The sequence below is a fragment of the Bizionia argentinensis JUB59 genome, from assembly GCF_000224335.1.
In the GTDB taxonomy this organism is placed as follows: domain Bacteria; phylum Bacteroidota; class Bacteroidia; order Flavobacteriales; family Flavobacteriaceae; genus Algorimicrobium; species Algorimicrobium argentinense.
Genome location: NZ_AFXZ01000051.1, coordinates 1 through 24,220 on the forward strand (window position 1 = coordinate 1; position 24,220 = coordinate 24,220).

A 24,220-nucleotide genomic window follows, 5' to 3' on the forward strand; every position below is an offset into this window, starting at 1 on the left:
AGCAAACATTTGAATGAATACTTGGAAAGAATATATAGAATCGAAGTTTAGTCCTATTTCCGACTTCCAAATTGAGGATAAAACTCAAAAAGGAGAAATCGGAATTTATAGTTTGACTCATAATTTGACCGAAACAAGATTTGACTTTATCTATCCTGATGAAGATTGGAAAAAAATTGGAGATGTACAATTCTACAACCCAAAAACGAAAGGTTGGTCTGGAGAATTTTGGGAAGCGGAATTTAACGAAACTGAAAAAAAACGACTGAATGAATTTCTGGAACCTGCATTTGAAAATGGATGGTCGAGTAAAGACTTTTATTTTTTCGGAAAACATTACCAATCAAAAGTCTATTGGAATAAAAATTTTGATGGACAAAAGTTCGGATATTATACTGGATTTGGTTGCTTATGGATTATTTTATTTCCAATATTTTGGATTACTACTAAACTAATGGAACTGAATTTAATAATCGGAATGAAAAAGATTATAATAGAACCGATAAATAAAAACGTTTGATAACACCGTATATAAAAAATTGCTGGTGTTAGGCTTAAACAAAGGTCGTTGCACGTTTACTACGTCTGATTTTCCTTCGGAAAATCCTCGCACGCAAACACGCAACTTTCCATATACAAACACGTTGCCAGCAAGCTAAAGAAACAGTATAACACAAAAAATGACTACATTAGAATCAATATCACAGCTGAATAAAGTATTTAAAAGTAAAAATTGGTCTGAAAGAGACATTGACGAATACGTATTTGACAATTTTTGTAAACTTTTAAACAACGTAAAAGAAAGTGAGCGGGAATTGATAATTGAATTAGTAGAAAAATACCAATGGGTTTCTTTTGCAGATTATCCTCAAAAAATACTAGCGACTTTAGAAAGCATTGAAGATGAAAAGATTGAAAAATTAAAAACAATATATTTCTTCCCTGTAATTAAACCAGAAGATGAAGGCGGTTTTAAAAGTGGACAATTTCTCATTTATCAAATAAAAGCATTTAGTAAACATTTAAAAAAATACTCTAATGTTAAATTAAAATATGTTTCAAAATTTGAAACTTTAACTGATTCGGAATTTAAACTTAAAGAAAATGAAGCTATTTTCTTAATTGATGATTATATTGGTTCAGGAGAAACTTTAAATGCTTGTTTGGACGTTTTAAGAAGTAATAAAAACATTACAAATAATAAATTAAATATAATTACAATAGCTGTTCAGAATGAAACTTCAACTAACATTACTGAAGAAGGTATTTCAATTTATTCAGATTATTTTTCACCTAAAGGCTTGAGTGATTTTAATGACTCACCAATTCTTGATGAAAAAATTAAAATTATGCTAGAAATTGAAAAACTAATTCCTGGAGGTAGCCATTTTAGTTTAGGTTATAATGGATGTGAGGGATTAATAACTCTTGCAAGAACACCCGATAATACTTTTCCGATTTTTTGGATGAAACACAGAATTGGTAAAGAGAAATTTGATGCACCTTTTTCAAGAGACGAAACATTTGAATTATGATAAAAAGAGAAGAAATATTAATGCTCAACTTAATTGAGGATTCAGGTAACGTTAAGAGGTTATTAAGAGAAAATTTATCTTATAAAGAAATTTCAGAACTTATATCCAAATTAGTACAAGATGAATTATTAACTTATGTTGATAAGAAAATAATTTTAACTGATAAAGGGGAAAAAAAATTAAACGAAAGTAAACACTTAATCAAAGAAACTAATAAAGAATTATGGATAAAACCCGAAAACAAAAGTAGAGTTAAAAAAATAGAAAGAAATTTTATATATTTACCAAATCAAACAGAGCTTGATTTTTAAAACTTCAAAAAAAATGGTCGGTGGTGTCACCTTTCCAAATAGTGAATATTCTTTCAAGCAAGCGAATTTTGTAAAGACAAAATCAGAGATATTTGCCTTTACAAAATTCTTATTCCGAACGGGGGCTCTGGGTAGTCCCCTGTTCATAAGGACAAAATTATACTTTGAACTATGAACGACCAACAAATTTATACCAAAAAGTTTACCGAAAAAGCATTAGAAAATGGATTCTCTTCTGATTACATAAAAAAATGTTTAAATTATGCTAAACCAATATTAGCTAATAATCTTCCTGTAATATATAACATTGACCATTTTAGTAATCTAGTGGGCTATAATGTTTCTTATTTAAAACGAGCAGTAAAGTTTCAAAAATTTTTCTATCGTAAGTTTGAAATTGATAAACGTAATGGAAAGAAAAGAATATTAAATGAACCGCTTCCTAGTCTTAAAGAAATCCAACTGTGGATTTTAAATGAAATTCTTTATAAAAACAAAGTTAGTAGATATGCAAAAGCATATGTGCCAAACCGAAGTATTAAAGAACATACTATCTATCATACTGATGAAAAATTTGTTTTAACATTAGACATAAAGGAATTTTTTAAAAACATAAAATTTGAGTTTGTGGAAAGTCTTTTCAAGAGTATGGGTTATTCAAGAAAAGTATCGAATCTACTTACAAAACTCTGTTATTTGGAAAAAGAATTACCTCAAGGAGCGTCAACTAGTCCTTATATTTCAAATCTAATTTTAAAAGACTTTGATAATGTAATCTCTAACTATTGTATATCTAATAAAATTAAATATACAAGATATGCAGATGACTTGGCTTTTTCTGGAAATTTAAATACAGATGAAATTGGAATATTAGTTAATAAAGAATTATCAAAAATAGGCCTAGAATTAAATGATGAGAAAACAAAATTAATGAAGCCCAATCAGCCACAATTAATTTCTGGAATTATCGTAAATAAAAAAGCTCAATTACCAAAAAAGATTCGTAATTCTTTAAGAAATGATATGTTTTTTATCAAAAAATTCGGATTAGTTAATCATATGGAACGAACTAATCAAACAAAATCGAATTACTTAAAACATCTTATAGGTAGAATTAATTATGTTTTGCAAATTAACCCTAGAGATAAAGAATTTATCGAATATAGAAAATATTTATACGATTTGAAATAAAGCCGGCTGGCAACACCGTATATAATTTATTGCTGGCTTCTCGCCTACTTACGAAAGTCCTCGCGGACTTTCTTTGTCCGTAATTATTTACTAAATTAGTTGCTTAAAACACGCAACAAACCATATACGTATTCCAAGATCAAATCCTAATAAATTATCTAGCTTTTTTATTATGCTACATGCTGCTGAAGAACAACGTAAGGCGTTCCTCTCTTCACTACTGCAAAAGCTCGTGCTATTAGTTTATTTCTAACATTATTTATAGCAAGCATTTTATCTTTTCCCTCTGCTAACTTTCGCTTATAATATAAACGGAGCTCACTATCGTGCTGTATGGCTGAAACACTAGCCATACTCAACAAACTTTTCATTTTCCTATCACCTAGATAGTGGCACTGTTTTCTGCGATGAATACTAGTACCTGATTGATAATCGAAAGGTGCTGTTCCGCAATAGCTTGAAAAGGCCCTCCAACTTGCAAAGCGCGTAAAGTTACCTGTATGATATATAAGCTGACAAGCGACCACAAAACCGACTCCTTTGAGACTTGTTAAGAGCTCATAATTTTTACTCATTGAAGCATCTTGTAATAGGATCTCATTTATTCTAGACTCGATTCCTTTGACTTGCTTTTCTAAATAATCAATGCTGCGTTTTAGACTTAAACATCCAGCATCCGTGCTAGGACTTGACAAAAGCACTTTAAGCTCTTTTAAAGTGCCTTTTAGGCCTGCATTATTCCTTACCAATTGATCTCTTAATGCTAGTAATCTACCCAGTTCTAAATGAGACATACTCTTAACTGCACTCGGCTCTAACTCCTCTCTATAAAGCCATGCATAACGTGCTATTAAAACAGCATCTATGAGATCCGTCTTCTCTTTCACTATTCCTGATGAGCGTTTTATTTTTAAAGGACTCTCTTCTACATAAACAATAGTTTGACTATGTAGATAAAGCGCCAATTTTAATGAGTAATAACCTGTATTCTCAAAACAGTAAAAAACAGAGCTAGTTTTAGTTACTTTTAAAACCCATTTTATTAGGCTTTTATAACCAACTACATCATTGACAAACACTTTGTGAACTTGGGCGTGGTAACAATAGGCCTCTATTGTCTTTTTTGAGACATCAATTCCAACTACTTCTTCGTAATTTTTCATATTTTTACAATTAGAGTTATTAAATATGTTGCGTTAACTACTTCCTTTATCGGGAGATAATACTCCTGGTATTCCAAATGGTTCTTGGCAACTTTATAGAAAGAGAGGACTCGTACGTGTCATGGATCACTATTCTAAAACACGTTATAGTTCTCCTCTTTTTCTATCTAAAGATATTTATTACAAACTAAAGAAACACGTTACCTACAATTATGAAAATCAACATTCTACTAATAATTATACTCCTTTCCAATATTTGCTATGGACAAGAAAAATGGTTAATTAAAAGCCCTAATAGTTTTGACTATTATATTACGACAGAAATTAAAAATGGAGAAATTATCGGACAAACTAGAAATAATGCTCTGAAGGATATTGTTGGTGGATTCAAATTTACAATGGCAAAAATGGCTACTTCTGTGAAGTATCCTGAAATTGTATATTTTAAAGGACATATAAACGCAAATGTATTTGACGGTAACTTTCAAATGATATTTAGTCAAAAAAAGTTTAAAGGATTAATTAAAAATGATTCTATACTAATTACTTTAATAGAAAAAGACAGTTCAGAAACTAAAATAAGCGGAATTAGAATTAAAGAAATTAAACCGATAAGAGATTATAAAAAAACCTTTAATCAAATATTCACATTAACAGAAAACAATATTTATAATCAATCCTTCTTAAAATCAAAAGATTGGAGGAAGTTTAAAAAAAGAATGTTAAAATTGAGTGGCGATATTAATGACGATTTGGAACTTCAAATTGCTTTTTCTGCTTTTGCTAGAGATTTTCCATTTTCACATTATTATCTTTATAAATCACAACCCGAAAATGATAAAGGAAGTTCTAATCCTAATTTTGCAAATATAAGTGAGATAAATAGTGAAACCTGTGTTTTAAAAGTGAAAAGTTTTTCTGGTTCTAAAGGACAGATGGATAGTTTAATATCTGTTATTGAAAATAAAAAATACCGAAATTTAATTATTGACCTACGTGATAATCCTGGTGGAAATCATTTGTCTGCTTTTCCATTAGCCGAATATATAATTGACAAACCTATTATTGCAGGAGTATTTCCTAATAAAAATTGGTATAAAGAATTTGACAGAATACCAAATAAGGTGGATTATTCAAAATTTACAGAATTTAGCGGAGGAACTATGAATGAATGGTTTGATAAAGCAAATCAAAATTATGGAGCATATTTCAAAGTAATTCCATCTAACAAACATTTTAATGGTAAAGTTTTTATTTTAACAAATAATCGGACAGGAAGCACTTGTGAGCCATTCGTTTACGGATTAAAGTTTCACAACTACGCAACAATAATCGGAGAACATACAGCTGGAGCAATGCTATCATCAAATGAATTTAATTTGGACAATGGTATTACATTGAGAATACCATTAAATGATTACATTACATATTCGGGCGAACGAATAGACAAAAATGGAATTGAACCAAATATAAAAGTAGAATCTGAAAAGGCATTAGAATATACATTGAACAAAATAACTGTAGGTAACAACGTATATAAAAAATAGCGAGAGTCGTTGCTAACACAAAGGTTCGGGCATTTTCAGGAAGTCGCCAAATTTTTAAATTTGACAATTCCCAAAAATAAAATAATTAGTAAAATATAAAATTGACGACTAAAAAAAACATAAGTGAATACCATCAACTACCAATACTTGACGGATTAGAACTACTAAATGCTAAATCTCACACTTTAGATTTTCCATTTCATACACACAACACTTTTAATATAGCTTTAATTTTAGAAAACACTTTTAATATTAGACTTTATGATAAAGATATAATGGTACCAAAAGGAGTTCTGTCAATAGTTCATCCAAATGAAGTACACGCCACACCTTGTGACAAAGATTTAGGAAATTCATTTTTTACATTTTATGTTTCACCAGAAGCTATTAAAGATTTTAATAGTGGGGAGCCTGTATTTTTTGAAGATAAGATTATCTATGACCAATATATTTTTAATGAACTCTACTCGTTGTCTTTGCATTTTAAGAATAATGTAATCGATTTCGAAAATCGACTGATTGCAGTCTTAAAATTACTTGTTACGAATTATACCTCCATTAAACCTATAAAATTCACCACGAGTAAATTATTTCAATCTTTCATCGCTACGACAAACTTTGAATCTTTTTCATTAGATAAAACTGCAAGCCAATTTGGTTTAAATAAGTATAAATTCATAAGACTTTTTAAGCAGGAAATAGGTTTAACACCAAATAATTATGTATTGCTAAAGAAAATTGAAAAAAGTAAAAAAATGCTTAAAAATGGAAAGCCCATATTTGATGTGGCAATTGACTGTGGATTTTATGATACTTCACATTTTTACAAAAACTTCAAACGCTTTACAGGTGTAAATCCACTAGATTTTCAAAATGCGTTATTTATTAGTTAGTGCAATATTTTACAATAATATTTATTAAAGTAGTTCTAACTTTGCTATAAAATTAAAATAATGCTCTTATGAAACAAACTTTAATATTACTATGCATCCTATCTGCTAACATTTCAAATGCTCAAGAAACTATTCCTTTTAAATTAGGAGATGATAATCGAATATATATGAAAGGGATTGTCAATCAATCTGACACATTGGATTTAGTATTTGATTTAGGCGCCAACATAACCGTTATTAATAAAACGAGAATGAAAAAAAACAATGTCAATATAAAATTTGATACACTCGTCTCTAATAGTGGAACCAATGGTTCTAGTGAAGAAGAAAAAAGTTTTAATAATCAAGTTGTTCTTGGGAAACAAAAGTATAAAAATATAGATATTCTTGGGATTTCGTATCCTGAAGATGATTTAATGGATGGAATAATTGGGTGGAATTTTTTTAAAGACAAAATAGTTCAAATCAATTATGAAAGTAAAGAATTGTTGATATATGACAAACTACCTGAACTTTCAAAAGGATATAATAAATGTAAATTGAAGCTTGTAGATGATGATGGTCTACCATATGTAGAAGTCATTGTTTATAAGGGAAAGAAAAAAGTAAAAATTTGGGCTATGCTAGATACTGGATATAATTCGGAGCTACTCGTATATTTCAAAGAAGTTAAAAAAAATGATCTATTAAATAAATTTCAAGTAATAGGAGAGGCTACATCTTATGGAACAGATGGGAGTATATCAAAACAAGATAAAATTTTATTACCAAAATTTAGCATTAGTGGATTTGAGATATACAATATGCCCTCATACCTGAATAAGACGGAATTTGAGACCGATATTCCAGCGATACTAGGTGGGAATTTACTTAAGCGTTTTCATATTGTTTTAGACTTTGAAAAAAAACTTATTTACCTTAAACCTAATATTAACATCAATAGTAGATTTTAGTATATATAAAATACATGTGGCAATACCTTATATAATTAATTTCCTAGTTATAGTCTACTTACGAAAATACTCACGGATTTTCTATTCAGTTTTTATTTGCTAACTTTCGTACTTACCCACACAGCTAATCATGCTCAAGATGTCTCTTTCTGATTTTTCTTTCGATGATTTTAACAATTTGTTCTTCAGGTATGCACTCTGCTATGTTTCTGTTGACCATTTGTTCAGAATATGAAGTTGTTTCAGATTTTGATTTTTCAATAATTTTCACAAAAACATCTTTGTTTAGATTTGTTTCTGGATGAAACACAATGCCATTTACAAATCTATTTTCTTGTGTGGAATTATATATTTCCAATTCCTTCTTGTCATTTTTAATCGCTTCTTCAAGTTCTTCTTTTAGCTCATTTTCAGAGTAGTTGTAGTGTTGGTATTCACCCTTAATTGTTTCATTTAAGCTCAATTGAATCTTCTATCGGCTCAACATCATCTAGAAAATAGACTTTCACCCCCCTTTTTTCAACTGAAATATAACGAGTTTATCTTTGCACTAATATTGGTATAGATATCCCCCTATTTTTTTTGCGGACGTAATTTCAAAGTTATATATTTATTGGGAGTAAAGCGTTCCTGCTTATTTCCGATGGATGAAGTAAAATGGAAATCATAATTTTTGATCTTACGATTTATATACTGACCTACATCATTTCACAAAGTTATATAATAGATTAATTTTGCAGCTCAATCATATTAAGAGATAAGTATAAATTTTAGCTTATTGCATTTAATAAAGAATAATAGTACACTAATACAAATTAAAATGAGCGTTAAATTATCAAGAACGAGTATCATTATTAGAGCGTTGGCGTGGTTTATACCATTTATGTCTTTAGCGCAACAACCTGACCCTGTTTTAAAAGAACTTATAAATAAAGCTTTAGAAAAAAGTCATAGCCTTAATATTAATAATTTAAGTTCAGAACAAGTGCGAAAAGATCAACAATTAGCTAAAGCTGTTTTTATACCTAAAGTTACCTTTAGTGGAAGTTTCACTAGACTGGACGACGATATCACTTTTGATGAAAACACCCAAAATCTACTCATAGGAGCTCAACAACTTCTTATCAAAGAAGCTATTGGTCTTCCTTTTAATAGCCCTTTCCCATCAAATATTCCTTTAACTGAAGTACCTAATTTACAAGACAAAAATATTTTGAGATCTGCTGTCGATTTAGATTGGATTCTTTTTAGTGGTTTTGAAGCTCGTAATGCCATTAAAGCCAGTAAACATAAAGAGGCATCACTCAATTATTTGGGCATTGCTGAAAGAGATAAAATTGCTTTAAAAATTATTGAGACTTATGATAAGCTAGCTTTAGTACATGCCTCAAAAAAAGTGCTTAACACAACCGATAAATACTTGAAAGAGCAAGAAAATTACGTGAAAAAAGCTATTGAAAATGGTTTAGCAACACCTATCAGTCGTAAAAAAATTGAACTTGCACAACAACAGTTAGCGTCCAAAGAACTAGAGTTCAACCAAAATATCACTTTGCTAATTGAAGTATTGCATCAACTTACAGATGAGAGCAGAAAAGATTTAGCGCTACTTAATCCGCAATTGCAATCTTTTTCAAACATAACGGATTCTGTTGAAAAACGTAATGAAATAAAAGCTTTAGAAGAAGCCGAGCAAGCAACAATATATTTATCTAAAATGGAAAAAAGCAGCTTTATTCCAAAGATTGCTTTAAAAGGGCATTACGAATTTATAGAAGACGACCTGTCCTTATTAGACCCAAAATGGTTTATAGGAGTTGGCATTAGATGGAATGTGTTTGATGGATTTGAGTCGAAATTAAAAAGTGAAAAATCAATTCTTGAAAGTCAAAAGTATAGAGCGCAGATAGAAGAGGCCGAAGAAATGATTGCGCTGAGTATAGTTAAAGCACAGTTAGAATATGAATCCTCACTTCAAAACACCAAAATGATTGAAAAGGAAATTGATTTAGCAAGCGCTACCTATACGATGGTTAATAAGCAATATAAAAATAATCTGGCTGCTATAAATGACGTCCTGGACGCACTAACCGATTTAGAAAAAGCCAATTTTAAATTACAGCAATCTTATTTCAATCAACGCAGTGCTCTTACAGCAATGCTTCATGCAAAAGGAGTACTTAAATCTTTTTACAATTAATACCTAAGAAACAATGAATACTATAAAAACTATATTTTTCGGAGCCATAGCAATATTAGCTTTACATTCTTGTGGAAATAAGGAGGAAATCACCTCTTACAGAGGAAAGGTGAAATTTGAAACCATAGCTATAAGCAATAAAGTGCCTGGCAGAATTAGTAAAATGTACATTCAAGAAGGTCAGGTAGTAAAAAAAGGAGACACACTTGCCTTGATTGATATTCCCGAAGTTAGTGCAAAAATGGCACAAGCCGATGGTGCAATTAGAGCAGCGCAAGGCCAATTAGATATGGCTTATAATGGCGCTACAAATGACCAGTTAGGTCAAATAGATGGTAAATTAAATGCAGGTAAGGCTCAATTAAATTTTGCTAACGAATCTTTTAAAAGAATGCAGGCTATGTATCAAGATTCTTTAATAACAAAGCAACAATTTGATGAGGTTAAAATGAATGTAGAAATGGCACAAGCTCAAGTAGAAGCACTTGAAGCAGTGAAAAATGAAGCTAAGAATAGTGCCAGAATAGAGCAAGTTAATCAAGCCAAAGGACAATTAGACCGAGCTATAGGAGCTAAAGATGAAGTACGAAGTGCTGCAAACGAAAAATACGTGATTGCTCCTGCAGATATGACAGTAGAAACCATTAGCCTTAAAGAAGGTGAATTACTCTCACCTGGTTATACCCTCTTCAATGGGTATAAACAAAATAGTGTGTATTTCCGTTTTACGGTACCAGAATCTAAGGTGTATAATTTTAAAGTAGGAGACCCATTACGACTTATAAATCCTTATACTAAAGAAGAACTTGACGCAAAAATTGTAGCTATAAAGCAACTGGCACAGTACGCAGATATTACAAGCACAGCACCTTTATACCAGCTGTCTGAAACTATTTTTGAGCTCAAAGTAGTGCCTGTAAAAGTAGATCCTTCACAGACTTTTTATGCAAATGCCACCATATTAATTAAGGAATAACTGAAAAGCATTAATCAGACTAAAACGAACCAAATGAAAAAGTTTTTAAGATTACTACGAGTAGAATTTAAGCGGATATTCTCTAATTCTGTGCTACTCGCTATCTTTTTTGGAGCGCCTATTCTCTATGGCGTGTTATTTGGTAATGTTTATAAACAAGGAAAGGTGGTGGACTTACCCATAATTATTGTAGATCAGGATAATAGTCCAACAACAGACAAAATTATAGATGCCTTTGACGATAACGAAACATTGTTAGTTAAAGACCTACGGTTCACTACTGGAAACATTATGGCAGAAATGCCTATAGAACAATACGCAGCAGTGATTACTTTTCCTACCAATTTTGAAGCAGACATCTTTCAGAAAAGACATCCCGAAATACGAGTGGATCTGAATATGGCTAACATATTAAATGCTAACACCGCAAGTTTAAATATCCAGTCGGTTTTGATGACCCTAAATGCAGGAATGGAAATAGAAGGACTTAAAAAACAAGGCATGCATCCAGACCAAGCGTTAGCCTCATTTGAGAGTTTTAAAATTAATTTTAATAAGCTCTATAATTCTACAGGAAACTATGTAACGTTTATGCTTCCTGGAATACTTGCTGCTATTATGCAGCAAATAATATTTCTGGCTATGGCATTGGTTTTTGCTAGAGATTTTGAAGATGGCTACTTTAGTATATTAATAAAAGAAAGCAACTGGTCGTTGTATCATATCCTATTAAAATCTACACCGTTTTTACTAATGATTCCTATTATGTGGGCTATCGTTAGCTTTTTTGTACCTTATTTTAAAATCGAAATTGCAGTTTTCAATTTCCCTATGTTCGTTCTCACTACTTTATTAACTTTGGCGTCTATGTGTATAGGTATGTTATTTTCGATTGCGATTCCTAATCAATTAAAAGCCACAGAACTCTTAATGGTTATTTCCACACCTGCTTTTATATTGAGTGGTTTTACGTGGCCAACGCTGGCGATACCAGATTTCATTACAAACATTGCGCAGTATATACCAGTTACCCAATACTTGGTTGGCTTTAGAAAAATAGCATTTTATGGAGGAGACATTGCATCCATTATGCCAGAAATTTATATGCTACTACTTATAATTTTCGTTTCATTTTTAGGGATGGTTTCACTGCTTCAGTTTAAGATATATTCTGTTAGCAAAAAACAAAAAGCTTTGGTGCAAGTAGATTAATAATTAACTATTTCCGAAGAAAATTAAAGCCTATTACTGAAATATTCTTTTATTTTGAATATTAATCGTTCAAATAATCGCTTATAAATAATGAAAAATTAATGTCTAATAAACTCATAAACCTCTTTCTGATATTTTTTTGTATCTCATTTATGCAATCAACTTTTGCACAAGATAAAAAACCAAAAGTAGCACTGGTCTTAAGTGGTGGTGGTGCAAAAGGTGTTGCCCATATTCGTACACTTCAATTATTAGATTCTTTACATATTGTGCCAGATTTAATTGTTGGCAACAGTATGGGAAGTATTGTTGGTGGACTTTATGCTATGGGTTATTCCGGTGATAGTATTGCCAATCTTACAAAAAATGCCAATTGGGAGAAATTATTGGGAGGACGAGTTTCGCTTAATAAAGTTGGTGCAGAAGAAAAAAATGAGTATGATAAATACTTAATTGAATTAGATTTTAAGAAAGGAAATATTAGTACAGGTGCTTACCTTCTTAATGATCAAAAATTGAGAGAATTTATTGCTTTACTTGCAATCCCAGTTTACGGAATTAATCATTTTGATGATTTGCCAATACCCTTTAGAGCAGTTACTACAGATATATTAAATGGTAAAGAAATAATTTTAGACCGAGGTTCTCTTGCTACTGCAATGCGAGCTAGTATGTCTATTCCTGGTGTTTTTTCACCAGTTCGTTATAAAAACACGCTCTTGGTAGATGGCGGATTGCTGAATAATTTCCCTGTTGATGTTGCTGAAAATTGGGGAGCAGACTTTATAATTGGAAGTGATGTAGGCGACAACCCAAAAACTATTGAAAGTTTAAATAGTATAAGTTCTTTACTTTTTCAAGGAAGTATGATGAATAGTAATAAAAAACGACCAGCAAACCGACTGCTTTGTGATATACTTATTGATCATGCGCCATACTTAACATATTCCACTTCCGATTTTTTTAATGCAAGTGAAATATATGAAGAAGGAAAAATAGCTGCCAATCAACAAATTGATGCATTGGTTAATTTATCACTAAGGCTGAAAAAATTTGAACAAAGAAAACATGAACTACCTCCTACACAAACCGAATTCGTATTCAACAGTATTGAATATCAAGATATTAGCAAATCAAACCTAGCGCTTGTAAAAGCAAGAACTTCAATGAAAGCTAATGTAACATATACTACAAAAGAAATTGAAGAAGGTTTAGGTAGAGCTATGGGAACAACAATTTTTAAGGATATTGATTTTGCACCTAATAGAAATAATGGAAATTTTGGACTCATTTTAAAAGGCGTCGAAAAATCAAAGCATCAGGTTAAAGGATCATTGCATTTTGATGGCTATCGAGGAGCTGGACTTATAGTAAATTATACAGGTAGAAATATTCTTGCAGATGCATCACGATTACTTGTGACTTTAGATATTGCCGAACAACCAAAAGCAAGATTACAATATCAGAAAAATTTTGGTGGAGATCGAGATTGGTGGTGGAAAACAGAAGGTTTAGGCCAACTACTTCAGCAAGAATTATTTATTGAAGGAAAAAATGTAGATGAGGCTAGATTCTCTTATTTTGAATTTGACAATCAAATTAATAGAAATATAAGCTCTTTAAAAAGTTATGCTGGTTTAGGTCTAAAATATGAAACCACCAAATTAAAGCCCAAAATAGACCCGAACATTAATAACAATATTTTAAGTTTAGAACAGTATAATTTTACAATTTACGAGTTATATGCTCAGTTTAAATACAGTAGTTTAAACGGTGTGCTATATCCTACTAGTGGCACTCAAATACAAGCAATGCTTTCAAGGTCTATTTATAATAATATTCGAACTTCCTACATAGATCCTAATATTAATAATATTGATGCTTTTGCAAATAATTATACTAAATTAAGTCTGGGCTTGGAAGAAAGAATTTTGTTTACACCAAATTCAACTGGAATTATAAGTTTGAATTCTGGTTTTATGTTTGGAGATAATAGTAAAGATAATGACTATCTTTTTTCTACGCTTGGTTATGGTGCAAAATATTTTTTAGGAGGAAATATTATAGATCCAAGGAATGATAATTATACATTTTCAGGTTTAACTGAAAGTGCATTAGCGGTAAGTCAATTTATAAAAGTTGGTCTTGGTGTACAATTAAAAACTATCCGTAATTTATACCTTATACCTCATTTAGACTTGGCGTCTGTAGGTTATGGAAACTTTAATGATTATCTACCCAAAGCCTTTTCGCCAAAAGATGAATGGAGAAATTACGAAGATCCAAGTTTTTTAGCTTCTGTTGGAACAACGGTTTCATACAAATCTCTACTTGGACCTATTAATTTTGACGTATCGTGGGTTAATAATACTAATGATGTTCGTTTTTTTATAGGAATTGGCTTTCCTTTAAATCGGTCCAATTAATAAAGTAATAAATTATTTTAGAATCAAAAACTAATAAAAAAGACTGCTTTCAATTCGAAAACAGTCTTTTTCATTAAAAGGCGATAGTTATTCCAAGCATTAACTCAATGTCTTTTTCGAGAGAAAGGCGATGAACATTCCTGGAATTGATAAAGCTATTGCAAAGTACACAAGGCTCATTGGCGAATATATTCCGAGTAACAATCCCGCTACTGAAGATGCAATCATTATGGATAAATTAAATACTGAAGACTGAACCGAAGTAGCCACATCTTTTGCAGTTTCTACTTGGCGACTCACGCCAGCCTGTAACAGGGTTACTAATGGTCCAAATGAAAGTCCCCATAAAAAGAAGGCAAAGTGTCCTATCCCTTTTGTTCCACCGTACATTAGAAAAATAACCATAGAGATAATTAGTAGGGCAAACATTAATATGGTTAACAATCTTAAATATTTATCAGTAAATTTTATGGCTAACAATACCGAAATTAAAGATCCTATTCCAAAAAACAATAAGGCACTTTCTACACCTCCTGCCAACTGGATTTCATCAACAAGACTTGTGATATATACATAAACGCCATAATGAGCAACCACGCCAAGTAGTGTAAGCAATAAAATAAGTAAAACTGCTGGTATTTTTAATAGTGCAAGAGGTGAAGAACCTTTAGTCAGTTTTTCTCCTGGTGCAGAAGGCAAAGCAAAGAAACTAACTAAGGCGATAACAAAAATAAAAGCACCTAAACCAATAAATTCTATTCTCCAGCCATAATCATTACCAATGGAAGTCATTATAGGCATTCCGATACTAATTCCCAATGTGGTTCCAGCCATAATTACTGCAATGGCTTTTCCGTGATCCTTTTCATCTACCAATCGCATACCATAAGCGGCAATCATTGGCCACATAACACCAGCACAAATACCACCAATAACCCTTAACGCAATTATTGCAGTATAGTCGTGAACTAGTCCTGCAATGATATTAGAAATAGCAAATCCACCTAGCAAAATCAACAATAAATATTTTCGGTTATATTGCATCGTCATTGATATAAGTGGGATTGCAAAAATAGCAGAAGCAATCGCATAGTAACCTACCAAATTACCAGTTTGCACTTCGCTAATATTCAAATCGGCCATCACTAATGGGAGTACACCCGAAGGCATTAACTCAGATAGTATTCCGACAAAGGTTACGGACGACATTAATATCATTATCAGCCACGGAAAAGCGCTTTTTGCTTGAGCCGTAATTTGTTGTTTAGTCATGTTTTTATTATTTAAATGCATTAAAATTGCCAACCCTCTTAATGTTTTATTTTAATAATTTTAGAGGCATCGGCAAGATTTTTTTAATTTCAATATTACTTATTTTATAAGACAGATTTAGATGAGGTTGCATACTCTTTTGTAAATACACAATTGGTTGTTGTATAAACGGTAAACATGCATTTGTTACAGTGAATACATCTTCCCTCCGTTTGTGATTCATCCTTTAGTTTATTTATTAAATCCGGTTCGCGTAATAAAGCTCTTCCCATTGCTACAAAAGAAAAGCCGCTCTCCATAGCCTTTTTTATATGTTGATAGTCATTAATACCACCGAGTAAAATTAACTGAGCATTTTTCACAATAGGTTGAAATTGTCTGGCTGACTTTAACATGTATAGATCTTCGTATGGATACTCACCCAGCATTTTTTTTCCGAATAGCTTTACGCCTAACTTGAAGATTCCTTTTTGAGTTGCTGCCATACCATCAATATCCGTGTCTCCACGGAAAAGGTACATTTGATTATACACGGATGAACCCATCGTTAATTCAAAAGCATCAACAGTGCCCGTCTCATCAAGAATTTTTACAGTTTCTGTTGACTCATCAAGCCAGATGGAACCTTTAATACCATCATCCATTGATATTTTAACAATAATTGCAACGCGATCTTTAATGCGTTCTTTTACGGCAAGAAGAATTTCCTTTGCAAATCGGGTTCGGTTTTCAATAGATCCTCCATACTCATCTTTTCGCTTGTTAATCCATGGACTAAAAAATGCAGAGACAATATATAAATGACCAAAGTGCAGTTCTATAGCATCAAATCCAGCATCGGCGGCCACCTCAGCGGAATCAGCAAATTGCTGAATAAGTTTCGAAATTTCTTCTTTCTTAATTTCTCGACAAAATTGAAAACTTGTCGGATTCAGAAAACGAGAAGGTGCTATAGGTCGCACACCTGTGATATTCTTGTGTGCAACTGGGCCTGCATGACCAAGCTGTGCAGAAACTAATCCCCCAGCATCATGCATGGCCTGAGTAAATTTCTTAAGACCTAGAAGGTTTTCACGAATCATTAATATTTCTCCAGGGGCCGCAAAACCTTCAGGAGATATGGCGCAATACGCTAAAGTGGTCATGCCGGTTCCTCCTTCGATAAAACCACGATGAAAATCAATGAGAGCTTGTGTTACTTTTCCTTCAGGGCTTCTACCTTCACTTGTTGCTGCCTTTATGATCCGATTTGGTAATGTTATAGGTCCAAGTTTTACAGGTGAGAAAACATCTGGAACTTCTTTTGATTGTGATAAATTATTCATATAAAATTTTTAAGTTAATTTCTGAGCATAAATACAGCTTTAGAAACAATACATTTTAAAGACTCAACGCAACATCAAAAGCCTCTTCTTTTTTTCGGAATAAGAACTCACCATTACGTACAGACGCCAACACATCTACTCTTTTTCTAATAGCTTCATAAACGGTAGATTCATTTAAAACGATAAAGTTTGCTGCTTTACCAACGTCTAAACCGTAACTACCTTGAATGTTTAAACATTGTGCTCCATTATAAGTTATTAAATCGAAATTTGTCTTTACATCTTCCGAAGACATTATTTGAGCTAAATGAATTCCGTTATCTAAAATATTCATCATATTACCATTACCCATTGGATACCAAGGGTCGTTAATGGAATCTTGTGCAAAAGCCACGTTAATTCCGTACTCGATAAACTCTTTTACTCTGGTCAATCCACGACGCTTAGGATAGGTATCTTGACGACCTTGTAAATAGGCGTTTTCCGTAGGACAAGCAATAAAGTTCATCTTAGTCTTTTGGAATATGTCGAGCATTCTAAACGCATAGGAGTCATCTGCCGAACCAAACGAACAGGTATGACTTGCTGTAGTTCTACTGCCATAATCTTCCATATAAACAAGTCCATTTAATAACTCTACAAAGCGTGAATGTGGATCATCAGTTTCGTCACAATGCACGTCTATCATCTTGTCATATTTTAGCGCCAGTTTAACGATATCATGAACAGATTTTTCTCCAAATTCTCTTGCAGGTTCGTAATGTGGAATGCCTCCTACAACATCTGCTCCCATTTTAAGTGCCTCTTCAACTAACTCAAGACCTCCTTTATACATGTACATGCCCTCTTGTGGGAAAGCCACAATTTGAATATCAACTTTATCCTTTAAATCTTCTTTCATTTCCAGCATCGCTTTTAATGCTGTAAAGTTTGGGTCGGTAACATCTATATGTGTTCTAATGTGCTGTACACCTTGCGAAACCTCATCTTGAATTCCCTTCATAGCCAATCTTTTTACACTTTCTACTGTTAGTGTTTTTTTGAATTGTGGCCATAACTCAATAGCTTCGAACAAGGTACCGGATCCTGCACCTTCCTGTCCAAGTTCAGACAACGTATATACGTAGTCTAAATGTAAGTGTGGATCTACATAAGGCGGCAAAACGAGTTTTCCGTTAAGATCTATTTCTTCATCACATTTTGGTAAATTTGTTCCAATATGCGTGATTTTTCCATTTTCTACAATCATTTCTGTTGCAGCTTCGTTGCGATAAATTTTCGCATTAAAAAACTTTTTTTTCATTGTTCGTTTATTTTATGTTACTATTTTACTTGTTTAAGTTTCTAAACCTTAATTAATTCTAAAAAAATAAAGTGTCTAAATGTTTTCATTTAAGTTTAAAGATACTTTTAAAGCTTGTGTTTTGAAATGACATAGGTCAGTTGAACATTAATTTATGAAAAAAAATGTTCTTAAAAAGCATAAAAAAATGGATAATTGATTTTTAAATCAATTATCCATTTTTTTTAAAATTAGTGAAAATTCGAAGTTTATTTCAAATACGAATTTAACATCCAAAGGGTTTTTTCCGTTTCTGTAATGTAGTCACTCATTAAACTTACTGTACCTTCATCATTTGTATCGGCAGCAATAGTAAGAATATGACGCTCTTTTTCAACTAAAGTTCTAAAATTATTAACTACAACCTCTACGCCTTTTGTACCGTCTGATACATTTTTTTCTTCTTTAATTTGTGTTGTTGCAAGATAATCTGTATAAGTGTGTAAAGGCTCGCCTTCTAATGTAAGAATACGCTCTGCAATTTCATCAATTTTTTCAAAAGCATCTTTATAAAGCTCTTCAAACTTATCGTGTAATTCAAAAAACTTTCTACCTTTAATGTTCCAATGTAAACCTCTTAAGTTTTGATAAAAGATTTCATAATCTGCCAATAAGATGTTTAATTCAACAACTAATGCTTCAGCTTTTTCACTATCTAATCCTACTAAGTTTTTCATGTTATGTGTGTTTTTTAATTATTACTTCAAAGATATGATAATTGTCAAGTATTGGCAATGACCTTGGTCAGTTGCAGGTTGATTTTTGTCCCTGATTTGGATAAAAAAATCTTATTTATTGCTTCATAACTACAGTTCTATGTGGAAATGGTATTTCAATTCCCTCATTATCGAAACGTTTTTTTACTGTTTCAAAAACATCTCTTTTTATAGCAATAGATTTTGAATAGTTTTCAGCCCAAGCCCAAGCTCTTAAAACAACAGCAGAGTCACCTAAGTCTATAACCGCAGTTCTAATCATTGGTGCTCCATCTTGTTTTTGCTCTTCAGTTCGATTGTCTAAAATAAATGGATGCTTCTCACATTCTTCTCTTAGAATCTGTTTTGCAAGGTCAACATCACTATCATATGAAATACCGACGACTATATACTCACAGCATTTTTGTTCATCTAAATCAAAATTTTCTATATTGGCTTTATTAATTACCGCATTAGGTATGATAACTCTTCTGTTCTGCCATGTACGTATTATAGTATGTCTCAAGGTAATATCTGTAACGCTGCCTGTTACAGAACCTCCAATAGAAACTATATCACCAACTCTAAACGGTTTAAAAGCTATAAGAAATAAGCCACCAATTACGTTAGACAAAGCTTCTTGAGAAGCAAGACCTACAATAAGTGCTGCAACACCTGCGCCGCCTAAAGCGGTCTGTGCAACACCTTTGAGCGAAGGAAAGGCTAAAAGACACATCATAATACCAATAAAGTAAATGGAAACTAGAACTAAGTATCGTAAAAATTTAAAACTAGTTGGGTCTTGTTGTGTTGCTATCTTTTTTTTTATATCATTTTGAAACCACATATTTGCCGTAGTAGCAGCAATAATGGTGAGTGATAACACGACACCCAGATACAATGCTAATTTAAAATTATCTACCAAGACGCTCTGTTTGCTCTCGTCAACAACTAAATAGATTAATGCTAATAAACCTAGTACAAGCCATAATGTATTAAGAATGCGTTTTAATAAACTTAATGGCTTTGATACTTCTCCAGGAAAACGTGCCTGTTGCTCTTTTTTGAGCCAACGATGTAGTTTTTTTGTCAAAAATCGTAATGTAAAGATTATTAAAATGACAATGACACCAAAGATGATATCAAATTTGTGAGCGTTTAAAAATTCTATCATAGCCTTTGGTTTTTTTAATTTTATAATAAACGTTAGTTATTTATCTTAACAAAAACACGCTTTAATTCCTGCAATAATATTTGCAACAGGAAAAGCAGGTAAAATCAATCCGATTAACCTAATAATAATAATAATAATAATGCTGACACGTGCTTCTCCAATTATTTTTTGCACTCTTGCACACCTCCGAGACATTTAGCAATCCTTCATTAATCCATGATTTTAATCAATGTCATAAAAATGGCGATAATAATCTCACTAACCTTTCCCATAAATGAATATATTTTGGTCTGCTTAACCAAGATTCGACATCAATTAGTTCAGATACTTTTAAGTCGTCGTTAAATGCCTTGGTAAGCTGTGCTGCAATATTTTTACTATACACTATGGCATTGACTTCAAAATTGAGGTCAAAACTTCTGTAGTCCATATTTGCGGAACCCACAATAGCTACATCATCATCAATTACCATTGTTTTTGCGTGAACAAATCCTTTGTTATACTTATAAATCTTCGCTCCAACTTGAAGTAATTCTGTATAATAAGCGCTTGCAGCTGCGTTTACTATTTTAGAATCTGAAATGCCTGGAATTAATATCTTAACATCCAATCCGCCTTTAATGGCAATAATTAAAGCGTCCATTAAACTTTCATCTGGAATAAAATACGGACTTGTAATATATATGCTTTCTTTGGCTGAATTAATAGCTTCTAAAAGTGAATAGAAAATAACTGGCTGCTTACTGTCTGGTCCTGAAGCTGCAATTTGTACCACTTCATTTATAATATGCTCTTGTTCTGTTTTGTCAATAAAATAAGATTCAGAATAGGCAAAAGGTGTAGCACTACAAAAATTCCAATCTCCCATAAATAGGTATTGTAAATAAGCTGTGGCCTGACCTTTGATCATTAAATGCGTGTCTCGCCAATACAAATGATTTTCTTTATGTAAATCGTTACGGTATTTATCGCTCATATTAATACCACCTACAAAACCAACTTTACCGTCAATAACTATAATTTTTCTATGATTTCTGTAATTAAGTCGGTTAGCAAATGCATACCATCTTATTTTATAGAAAGGTGCCGTTTGGATTCCTGCATCTTCTAATTTATTAATGAAAGATTTTCCTAGATCATGACTTCCAAAATCGTCATACATAAAACGGACTTCAACACCTTCTTTTGATTTTTTAATAAGAATATCAGCCACTTGATTTCCTGTAATATCATCTTCATAAATATAATATTCAATATGAATGTGTGATGTTGCATTTTCAAGTTCTTTTAGTAATACGGCAAATTTTTCGTCTCCATTTATTAGCAGTTTTACCTCATTATTTGCTGTTAAAGGACTATAACCAGCACGACGAATAAACTCTATTAAAGTTTTACTTTTTTGCGGAATTAATCCGGAATTGCTTACAGCTTCAGAATACAAATTCACTTTGGTTGTAATGCGTTCTCGAAGTTGTTCATCTTCAACTATCTTTTTAGAATATAGTTTTCGTTTTCGATAATTTACTCCAAAGGAAAAATAAAAAATCATACCAACAATAGGTAGAAAAACAATGAAAAGAATATATGCCAAAGCTTTGGTGCTACTGCGTGTATCGTGCAACACTCTAGAGATAACTAAAATGATAATGAGGACGTAAAATGCTTCAGCTATTAAAACCCAATTCATGCAATGCTTTTATGGTCGTATTAAATTACTAGATTCACTTCCTTTTAAATGTTGGATAAGGAATGTATTCATCATCACCTTCTATTTTATCAAATGATTGTGATACCCATTTTTGTTTCGCTTCGGCTATTAATTCTTTATCTGAAGACACAAAATTCCAATCAATAAATCGTTCTTCGGGAAAAGGTTCGCCTCCAAAAATATAAATGGTACTGTTTTCTTGAATTGTAAATTCACATAGTGAGCTGTCTTTTGCTACTAATAGTTGTTTAGGTTCGTATACATTTCCTTCACTTTCGATGGCGCCTTTAAGAATATATAAACCAGCTTCACCATAAAGGGCATCACCAATATTTACCACCTGTTTTGATGTGCTTTTAATTTCCAGCATAAATAGCTTACTAAAAACTGGGACTGCTGATTTTTTACCAAAGGCTTCTCCTGCTATTAACTTAAATTGTAAATCGCCTTCTGTCCAACTTGGAATTTGGTTTTCTTCAATATGAAAAAATTGCGGTTCCATTTGCTCTAAATGTTTTGGCAAAGCCACCCAAATTTGCAAACCATGCATAAATAATGGCGAGTCTCGCAAATGCTCTGGTGTACGTTCAGAATGTACAATTCCTTTTCCTGCTGTCATCCAATTGACTGCTCCCGGCTTTATTTCTACTTCGTTACCAAGCGTATCGCGATGCATAATGCTGCCTTCAAATAAAAACGTAAGGGTTGAAAGTCCTATATGTGGATGCGGCATTACATCAAAATTTTCTCGCTCGCTTAACTTAACAGGACCCATGTGGTCTATGTAAATAAAAGGACCTACCATTCGTTTTTGACGAAATGGTAATAATCGTCCTACCATAAACTTCCCAATATTGGCAGCTCTCTCTTCAATAATTAGTTTGATGTTTGACATGATAACGATTAAGTTAATTATAGATTATGTAATTTTTTAACCAATTCTCGAGAAACAGATGTTGAATACGCACTATAAGAATTTACTAACAATCCTTTTATATCGTCTTTTTTTGAAGAAATTGCGTATAGAATACTTTCATTATCTACATCAGACATTTCTTGAAAACGGAATACGTCATCAACATCAAATTCATCTACTTGTAGCTCTATATCGTGATTTTTACACTCAATCGTATCATTATCATTGTTAGTGCTAAAGTTATGCGTGTAGCCTTTTTTTGTTAAGTCATTGATGGCTACTGATAAGCTTGTGTATTTTCCCATTGTGTTATAGTTTTATATGTGTTATTCAGTTTTTATTTTAATTAGCTATTTTAATTCTTAAATATGATACTTTCATTTTTTGATAAGGTATAAGAGTTTCCTTAACCTCTAAGTTCGTAATTTTCATTTTTATACCAAATACCAGAGGCTGCTTTTTCTTCAACTAAGCCTATCTACTTGCCATCATTTAAATAGGCTTTAACAGTTCCTTCCGTATTATTAAAGGTAATATTTAATACATCGTCAATATCATTTTTTGCTTGTAAATTAGCGATATCATCAGACGTTCAAAAATTATTTCTCCATCTTTTCTTAGGGTTATATCGTTACCTTTTCCTCTAAATTCATGTTGGTTGATTTTGTACCAAATTCCAGCAGCTGTTTTCTCTTCAACTAAATCTATCTGTTCGCCACCATCTAAATAAGCTTTAACAGTTCCTTTTGTATTATTAAATACCAAGTCTAATTTTTTGCCATCTTTGTTAGTGGATGTGATTTTAGTAATAGCATCTGAAACATTCTAAACTGTTTCTGTGTTTGTCTTTTCTGCATCTTCTTTTTTTGTGGATTCTTTACAAAAACCTAAAATCAATACAGTTAATAATTAAAGTTTTTTTATCGTTTTATTTTTTATTATATATTAAATTATCAATCGAAAATTTACCAGCACCTGCAATTAGAATAACCAAATAAATTGAAGCATAAAGCAATGGTAATTCCTGTTTTGCAAATGGATCAGGTACATGAATTATTAATACTGCAACTAACATTGTAATTAGCAAAGGAATTGCCGCAAAACGTGTAGCTAAACCTAAAATTAAGAGTGCGGCACAGACCACTTCTGCAAATACAGCAAGCGCTAAAGATGTTGTTGCGCCAAATCCTATTGGATCTGGAAATTGAATTGGGTCGCTTCCAAACAATGGTGCGATTTTACCTATGCCATGTGTTAACATTAAAGCACCACCCGCCATACGAAGTATTAGTAACGAAAGGTTGATGTTTTTAGCATAAAAACCAGGGTTTAGCATTTTTTTTATCATAAGTTTATTATTATTTATTAGTCCTTGTAGAAC

Annotated in this window: 23 protein-coding genes; 11 read left to right on the plus strand and 12 right to left on the minus strand. The window is 32.0% G+C overall.

The genetic code is table 11. From position 1 onward, the window contains the following. The first annotated feature begins 13 nt into the window (after positions 1-13). From BZARG_RS12515 to BZARG_RS12535, 4 genes are all read left to right on the plus strand, one after another. Complete coding sequence (locus BZARG_RS12515) at positions 14-520, plus strand: hypothetical protein (protein ID WP_008639013.1); 507 nt, start codon at positions 14-16, stop codon at positions 518-520. 160 nt (positions 521-680) lie between these two features. Next, complete coding sequence (locus BZARG_RS12520; RefSeq protein WP_008638995.1) at positions 681-1,535, plus strand: phosphoribosyltransferase-like protein; 855 nt, start codon at positions 681-683, stop codon at positions 1,533-1,535. Beyond that, on the plus strand, positions 1,532-1,846 hold the full coding sequence (locus BZARG_RS12525) for a winged helix-turn-helix domain-containing protein (protein ID WP_008638974.1): 315 nt from the start codon (positions 1,532-1,534) through the stop codon (positions 1,844-1,846). The genes BZARG_RS12520 and BZARG_RS12525 overlap by 4 nt, the downstream gene beginning before the upstream one ends. A gap of 171 nt (positions 1,847-2,017) precedes the next feature. After that, positions 2,018-3,037, plus strand: a complete 1,020-nt coding sequence (locus BZARG_RS12535) for a reverse transcriptase family protein (protein ID WP_008639031.1) — start codon at positions 2,018-2,020, stop codon at positions 3,035-3,037. 170 nt (positions 3,038-3,207) lie between these two features. On the opposite strand, the gene BZARG_RS12540 is transcribed toward BZARG_RS12535, so the two are convergent. Then, the gene (locus tag BZARG_RS12540) at positions 3,208-4,200 is read right to left on the minus strand and encodes an IS110 family RNA-guided transposase (protein WP_008639021.1); all 993 of its coding nucleotides are present in this window, start codon (positions 4,198-4,200) and stop codon (positions 3,208-3,210) included. 212 nt (positions 4,201-4,412) lie between these two features. Here BZARG_RS12540 and BZARG_RS12545 point away from each other — a divergent pair, with 212 nt between their 5' ends. The 3 genes from BZARG_RS12545 (at position 4,413) to BZARG_RS12555 (ending at position 7,593) form a co-directional block, all read left to right on the plus strand. Then, the gene (locus BZARG_RS12545) at positions 4,413-5,747 is read left to right on the plus strand and encodes a S41 family peptidase (RefSeq protein WP_008638994.1); all 1,335 of its coding nucleotides are present in this window, start codon (positions 4,413-4,415) and stop codon (positions 5,745-5,747) included. A 101-nt stretch (positions 5,748-5,848) separates the two neighbouring features. Next, the gene (locus BZARG_RS12550; RefSeq protein WP_040288701.1) at positions 5,849-6,640 is read left to right on the plus strand and encodes a helix-turn-helix domain-containing protein; all 792 of its coding nucleotides are present in this window, start codon (positions 5,849-5,851) and stop codon (positions 6,638-6,640) included. A gap of 68 nt (positions 6,641-6,708) precedes the next feature. Next, positions 6,709-7,593: an aspartyl protease family protein gene (locus BZARG_RS12555; RefSeq protein WP_008638988.1), complete on the plus strand. Its 885-nt coding sequence runs from the start codon at positions 6,709-6,711 to the stop codon at positions 7,591-7,593. 124 nt (positions 7,594-7,717) lie between these two features. Here BZARG_RS12555 and BZARG_RS12560 read toward each other — a convergent pair whose 3' ends face one another. Further along, a complete protein-coding gene (locus BZARG_RS12560; protein WP_008639034.1) occupies positions 7,718-8,056 on the minus strand; it encodes a hypothetical protein in 339 nt (112 codons plus the stop codon). A gap of 357 nt (positions 8,057-8,413) precedes the next feature. Here BZARG_RS12560 and BZARG_RS12565 point away from each other — a divergent pair, with 357 nt between their 5' ends. The 4 genes from BZARG_RS12565 (at position 8,414) to BZARG_RS12580 (ending at position 14,407) form a co-directional block, all read left to right on the plus strand. Further along, positions 8,414-9,793 (plus strand): TolC family protein, encoded by a 1,380-nt coding sequence (locus BZARG_RS12565; protein ID WP_040288703.1) that lies wholly within the window; start codon positions 8,414-8,416, stop codon positions 9,791-9,793. Positions 9,794-9,806: 13 nt separating this feature from the next. Then, positions 9,807-10,769 carry an HlyD family secretion protein gene (locus BZARG_RS12570; protein WP_008638963.1) on the plus strand — a complete coding sequence of 321 codons (963 nt, stop codon included), beginning with the start codon at positions 9,807-9,809 and terminating at the stop codon, positions 10,767-10,769. 33 nt (positions 10,770-10,802) lie between these two features. Continuing rightward, entirely contained in the window at positions 10,803-11,981 is a 1,179-nt protein-coding gene (locus BZARG_RS12575) for an ABC transporter permease (RefSeq protein WP_008638985.1), read from the plus strand. A gap of 152 nt (positions 11,982-12,133) precedes the next feature. After that, positions 12,134-14,407 (plus strand): patatin-like phospholipase family protein, encoded by a 2,274-nt coding sequence (locus tag BZARG_RS12580; RefSeq protein ID WP_008639035.1) that lies wholly within the window; start codon positions 12,134-12,136, stop codon positions 14,405-14,407. 99 nt (positions 14,408-14,506) lie between these two features. Here BZARG_RS12580 and BZARG_RS12585 read toward each other — a convergent pair whose 3' ends face one another. The 10 genes from BZARG_RS12585 to BZARG_RS12630 form a co-directional block, all read right to left on the minus strand. Beyond that, a complete protein-coding gene (locus tag BZARG_RS12585) occupies positions 14,507-15,679 on the minus strand; it encodes an MFS transporter (RefSeq protein WP_040288705.1) in 1,173 nt (390 codons plus the stop codon). Positions 15,680-15,783: 104 nt separating this feature from the next. Next, complete coding sequence (locus BZARG_RS12590) at positions 15,784-17,004, minus strand: NADH:flavin oxidoreductase (RefSeq protein ID WP_008638969.1); 1,221 nt, start codon at positions 17,002-17,004, stop codon at positions 15,784-15,786. A gap of 55 nt (positions 17,005-17,059) precedes the next feature. Next, positions 17,060-18,307: an amidohydrolase family protein gene (locus tag BZARG_RS12595; protein ID WP_008639017.1), complete on the minus strand. Its 1,248-nt coding sequence runs from the start codon at positions 18,305-18,307 to the stop codon at positions 17,060-17,062. A 248-nt stretch (positions 18,308-18,555) separates the two neighbouring features. Continuing rightward, positions 18,556-19,023: a Dps family protein gene (locus BZARG_RS12600; protein WP_008638977.1), complete on the minus strand. Its 468-nt coding sequence runs from the start codon at positions 19,021-19,023 to the stop codon at positions 18,556-18,558. Positions 19,024-19,138: 115 nt separating this feature from the next. After that, positions 19,139-20,215 (minus strand): mechanosensitive ion channel family protein, encoded by a 1,077-nt coding sequence (locus tag BZARG_RS12605; protein ID WP_008638965.1) that lies wholly within the window; start codon positions 20,213-20,215, stop codon positions 19,139-19,141. 232 nt (positions 20,216-20,447) lie between these two features. Beyond that, positions 20,448-21,902: a cardiolipin synthase gene (cls, locus tag BZARG_RS12610; RefSeq protein ID WP_008639000.1), complete on the minus strand. Its 1,455-nt coding sequence runs from the start codon at positions 21,900-21,902 to the stop codon at positions 20,448-20,450. Positions 21,903-21,936: 34 nt separating this feature from the next. Continuing rightward, positions 21,937-22,818 carry a pirin family protein gene (locus BZARG_RS12615; RefSeq protein WP_008639009.1) on the minus strand — a complete coding sequence of 294 codons (882 nt, stop codon included), beginning with the start codon at positions 22,816-22,818 and terminating at the stop codon, positions 21,937-21,939. A 17-nt stretch (positions 22,819-22,835) separates the two neighbouring features. Further along, positions 22,836-23,144, minus strand: coding sequence for a hypothetical protein (locus tag BZARG_RS12620; RefSeq protein ID WP_008639002.1), 309 nt, complete (start codon positions 23,142-23,144; stop codon positions 22,836-22,838). Between the two features lie 232 nt (positions 23,145-23,376). Beyond that, a complete protein-coding gene (locus BZARG_RS12625; protein ID WP_008639004.1) occupies positions 23,377-23,604 on the minus strand; it encodes a hypothetical protein in 228 nt (75 codons plus the stop codon). Positions 23,605-23,767: 163 nt separating this feature from the next. Further along, positions 23,768-24,187, minus strand: a complete 420-nt coding sequence (locus BZARG_RS12630; protein ID WP_008639006.1) for a DoxX family protein — start codon at positions 24,185-24,187, stop codon at positions 23,768-23,770. Positions 24,188-24,220: the final 33 nt, after the last annotated feature.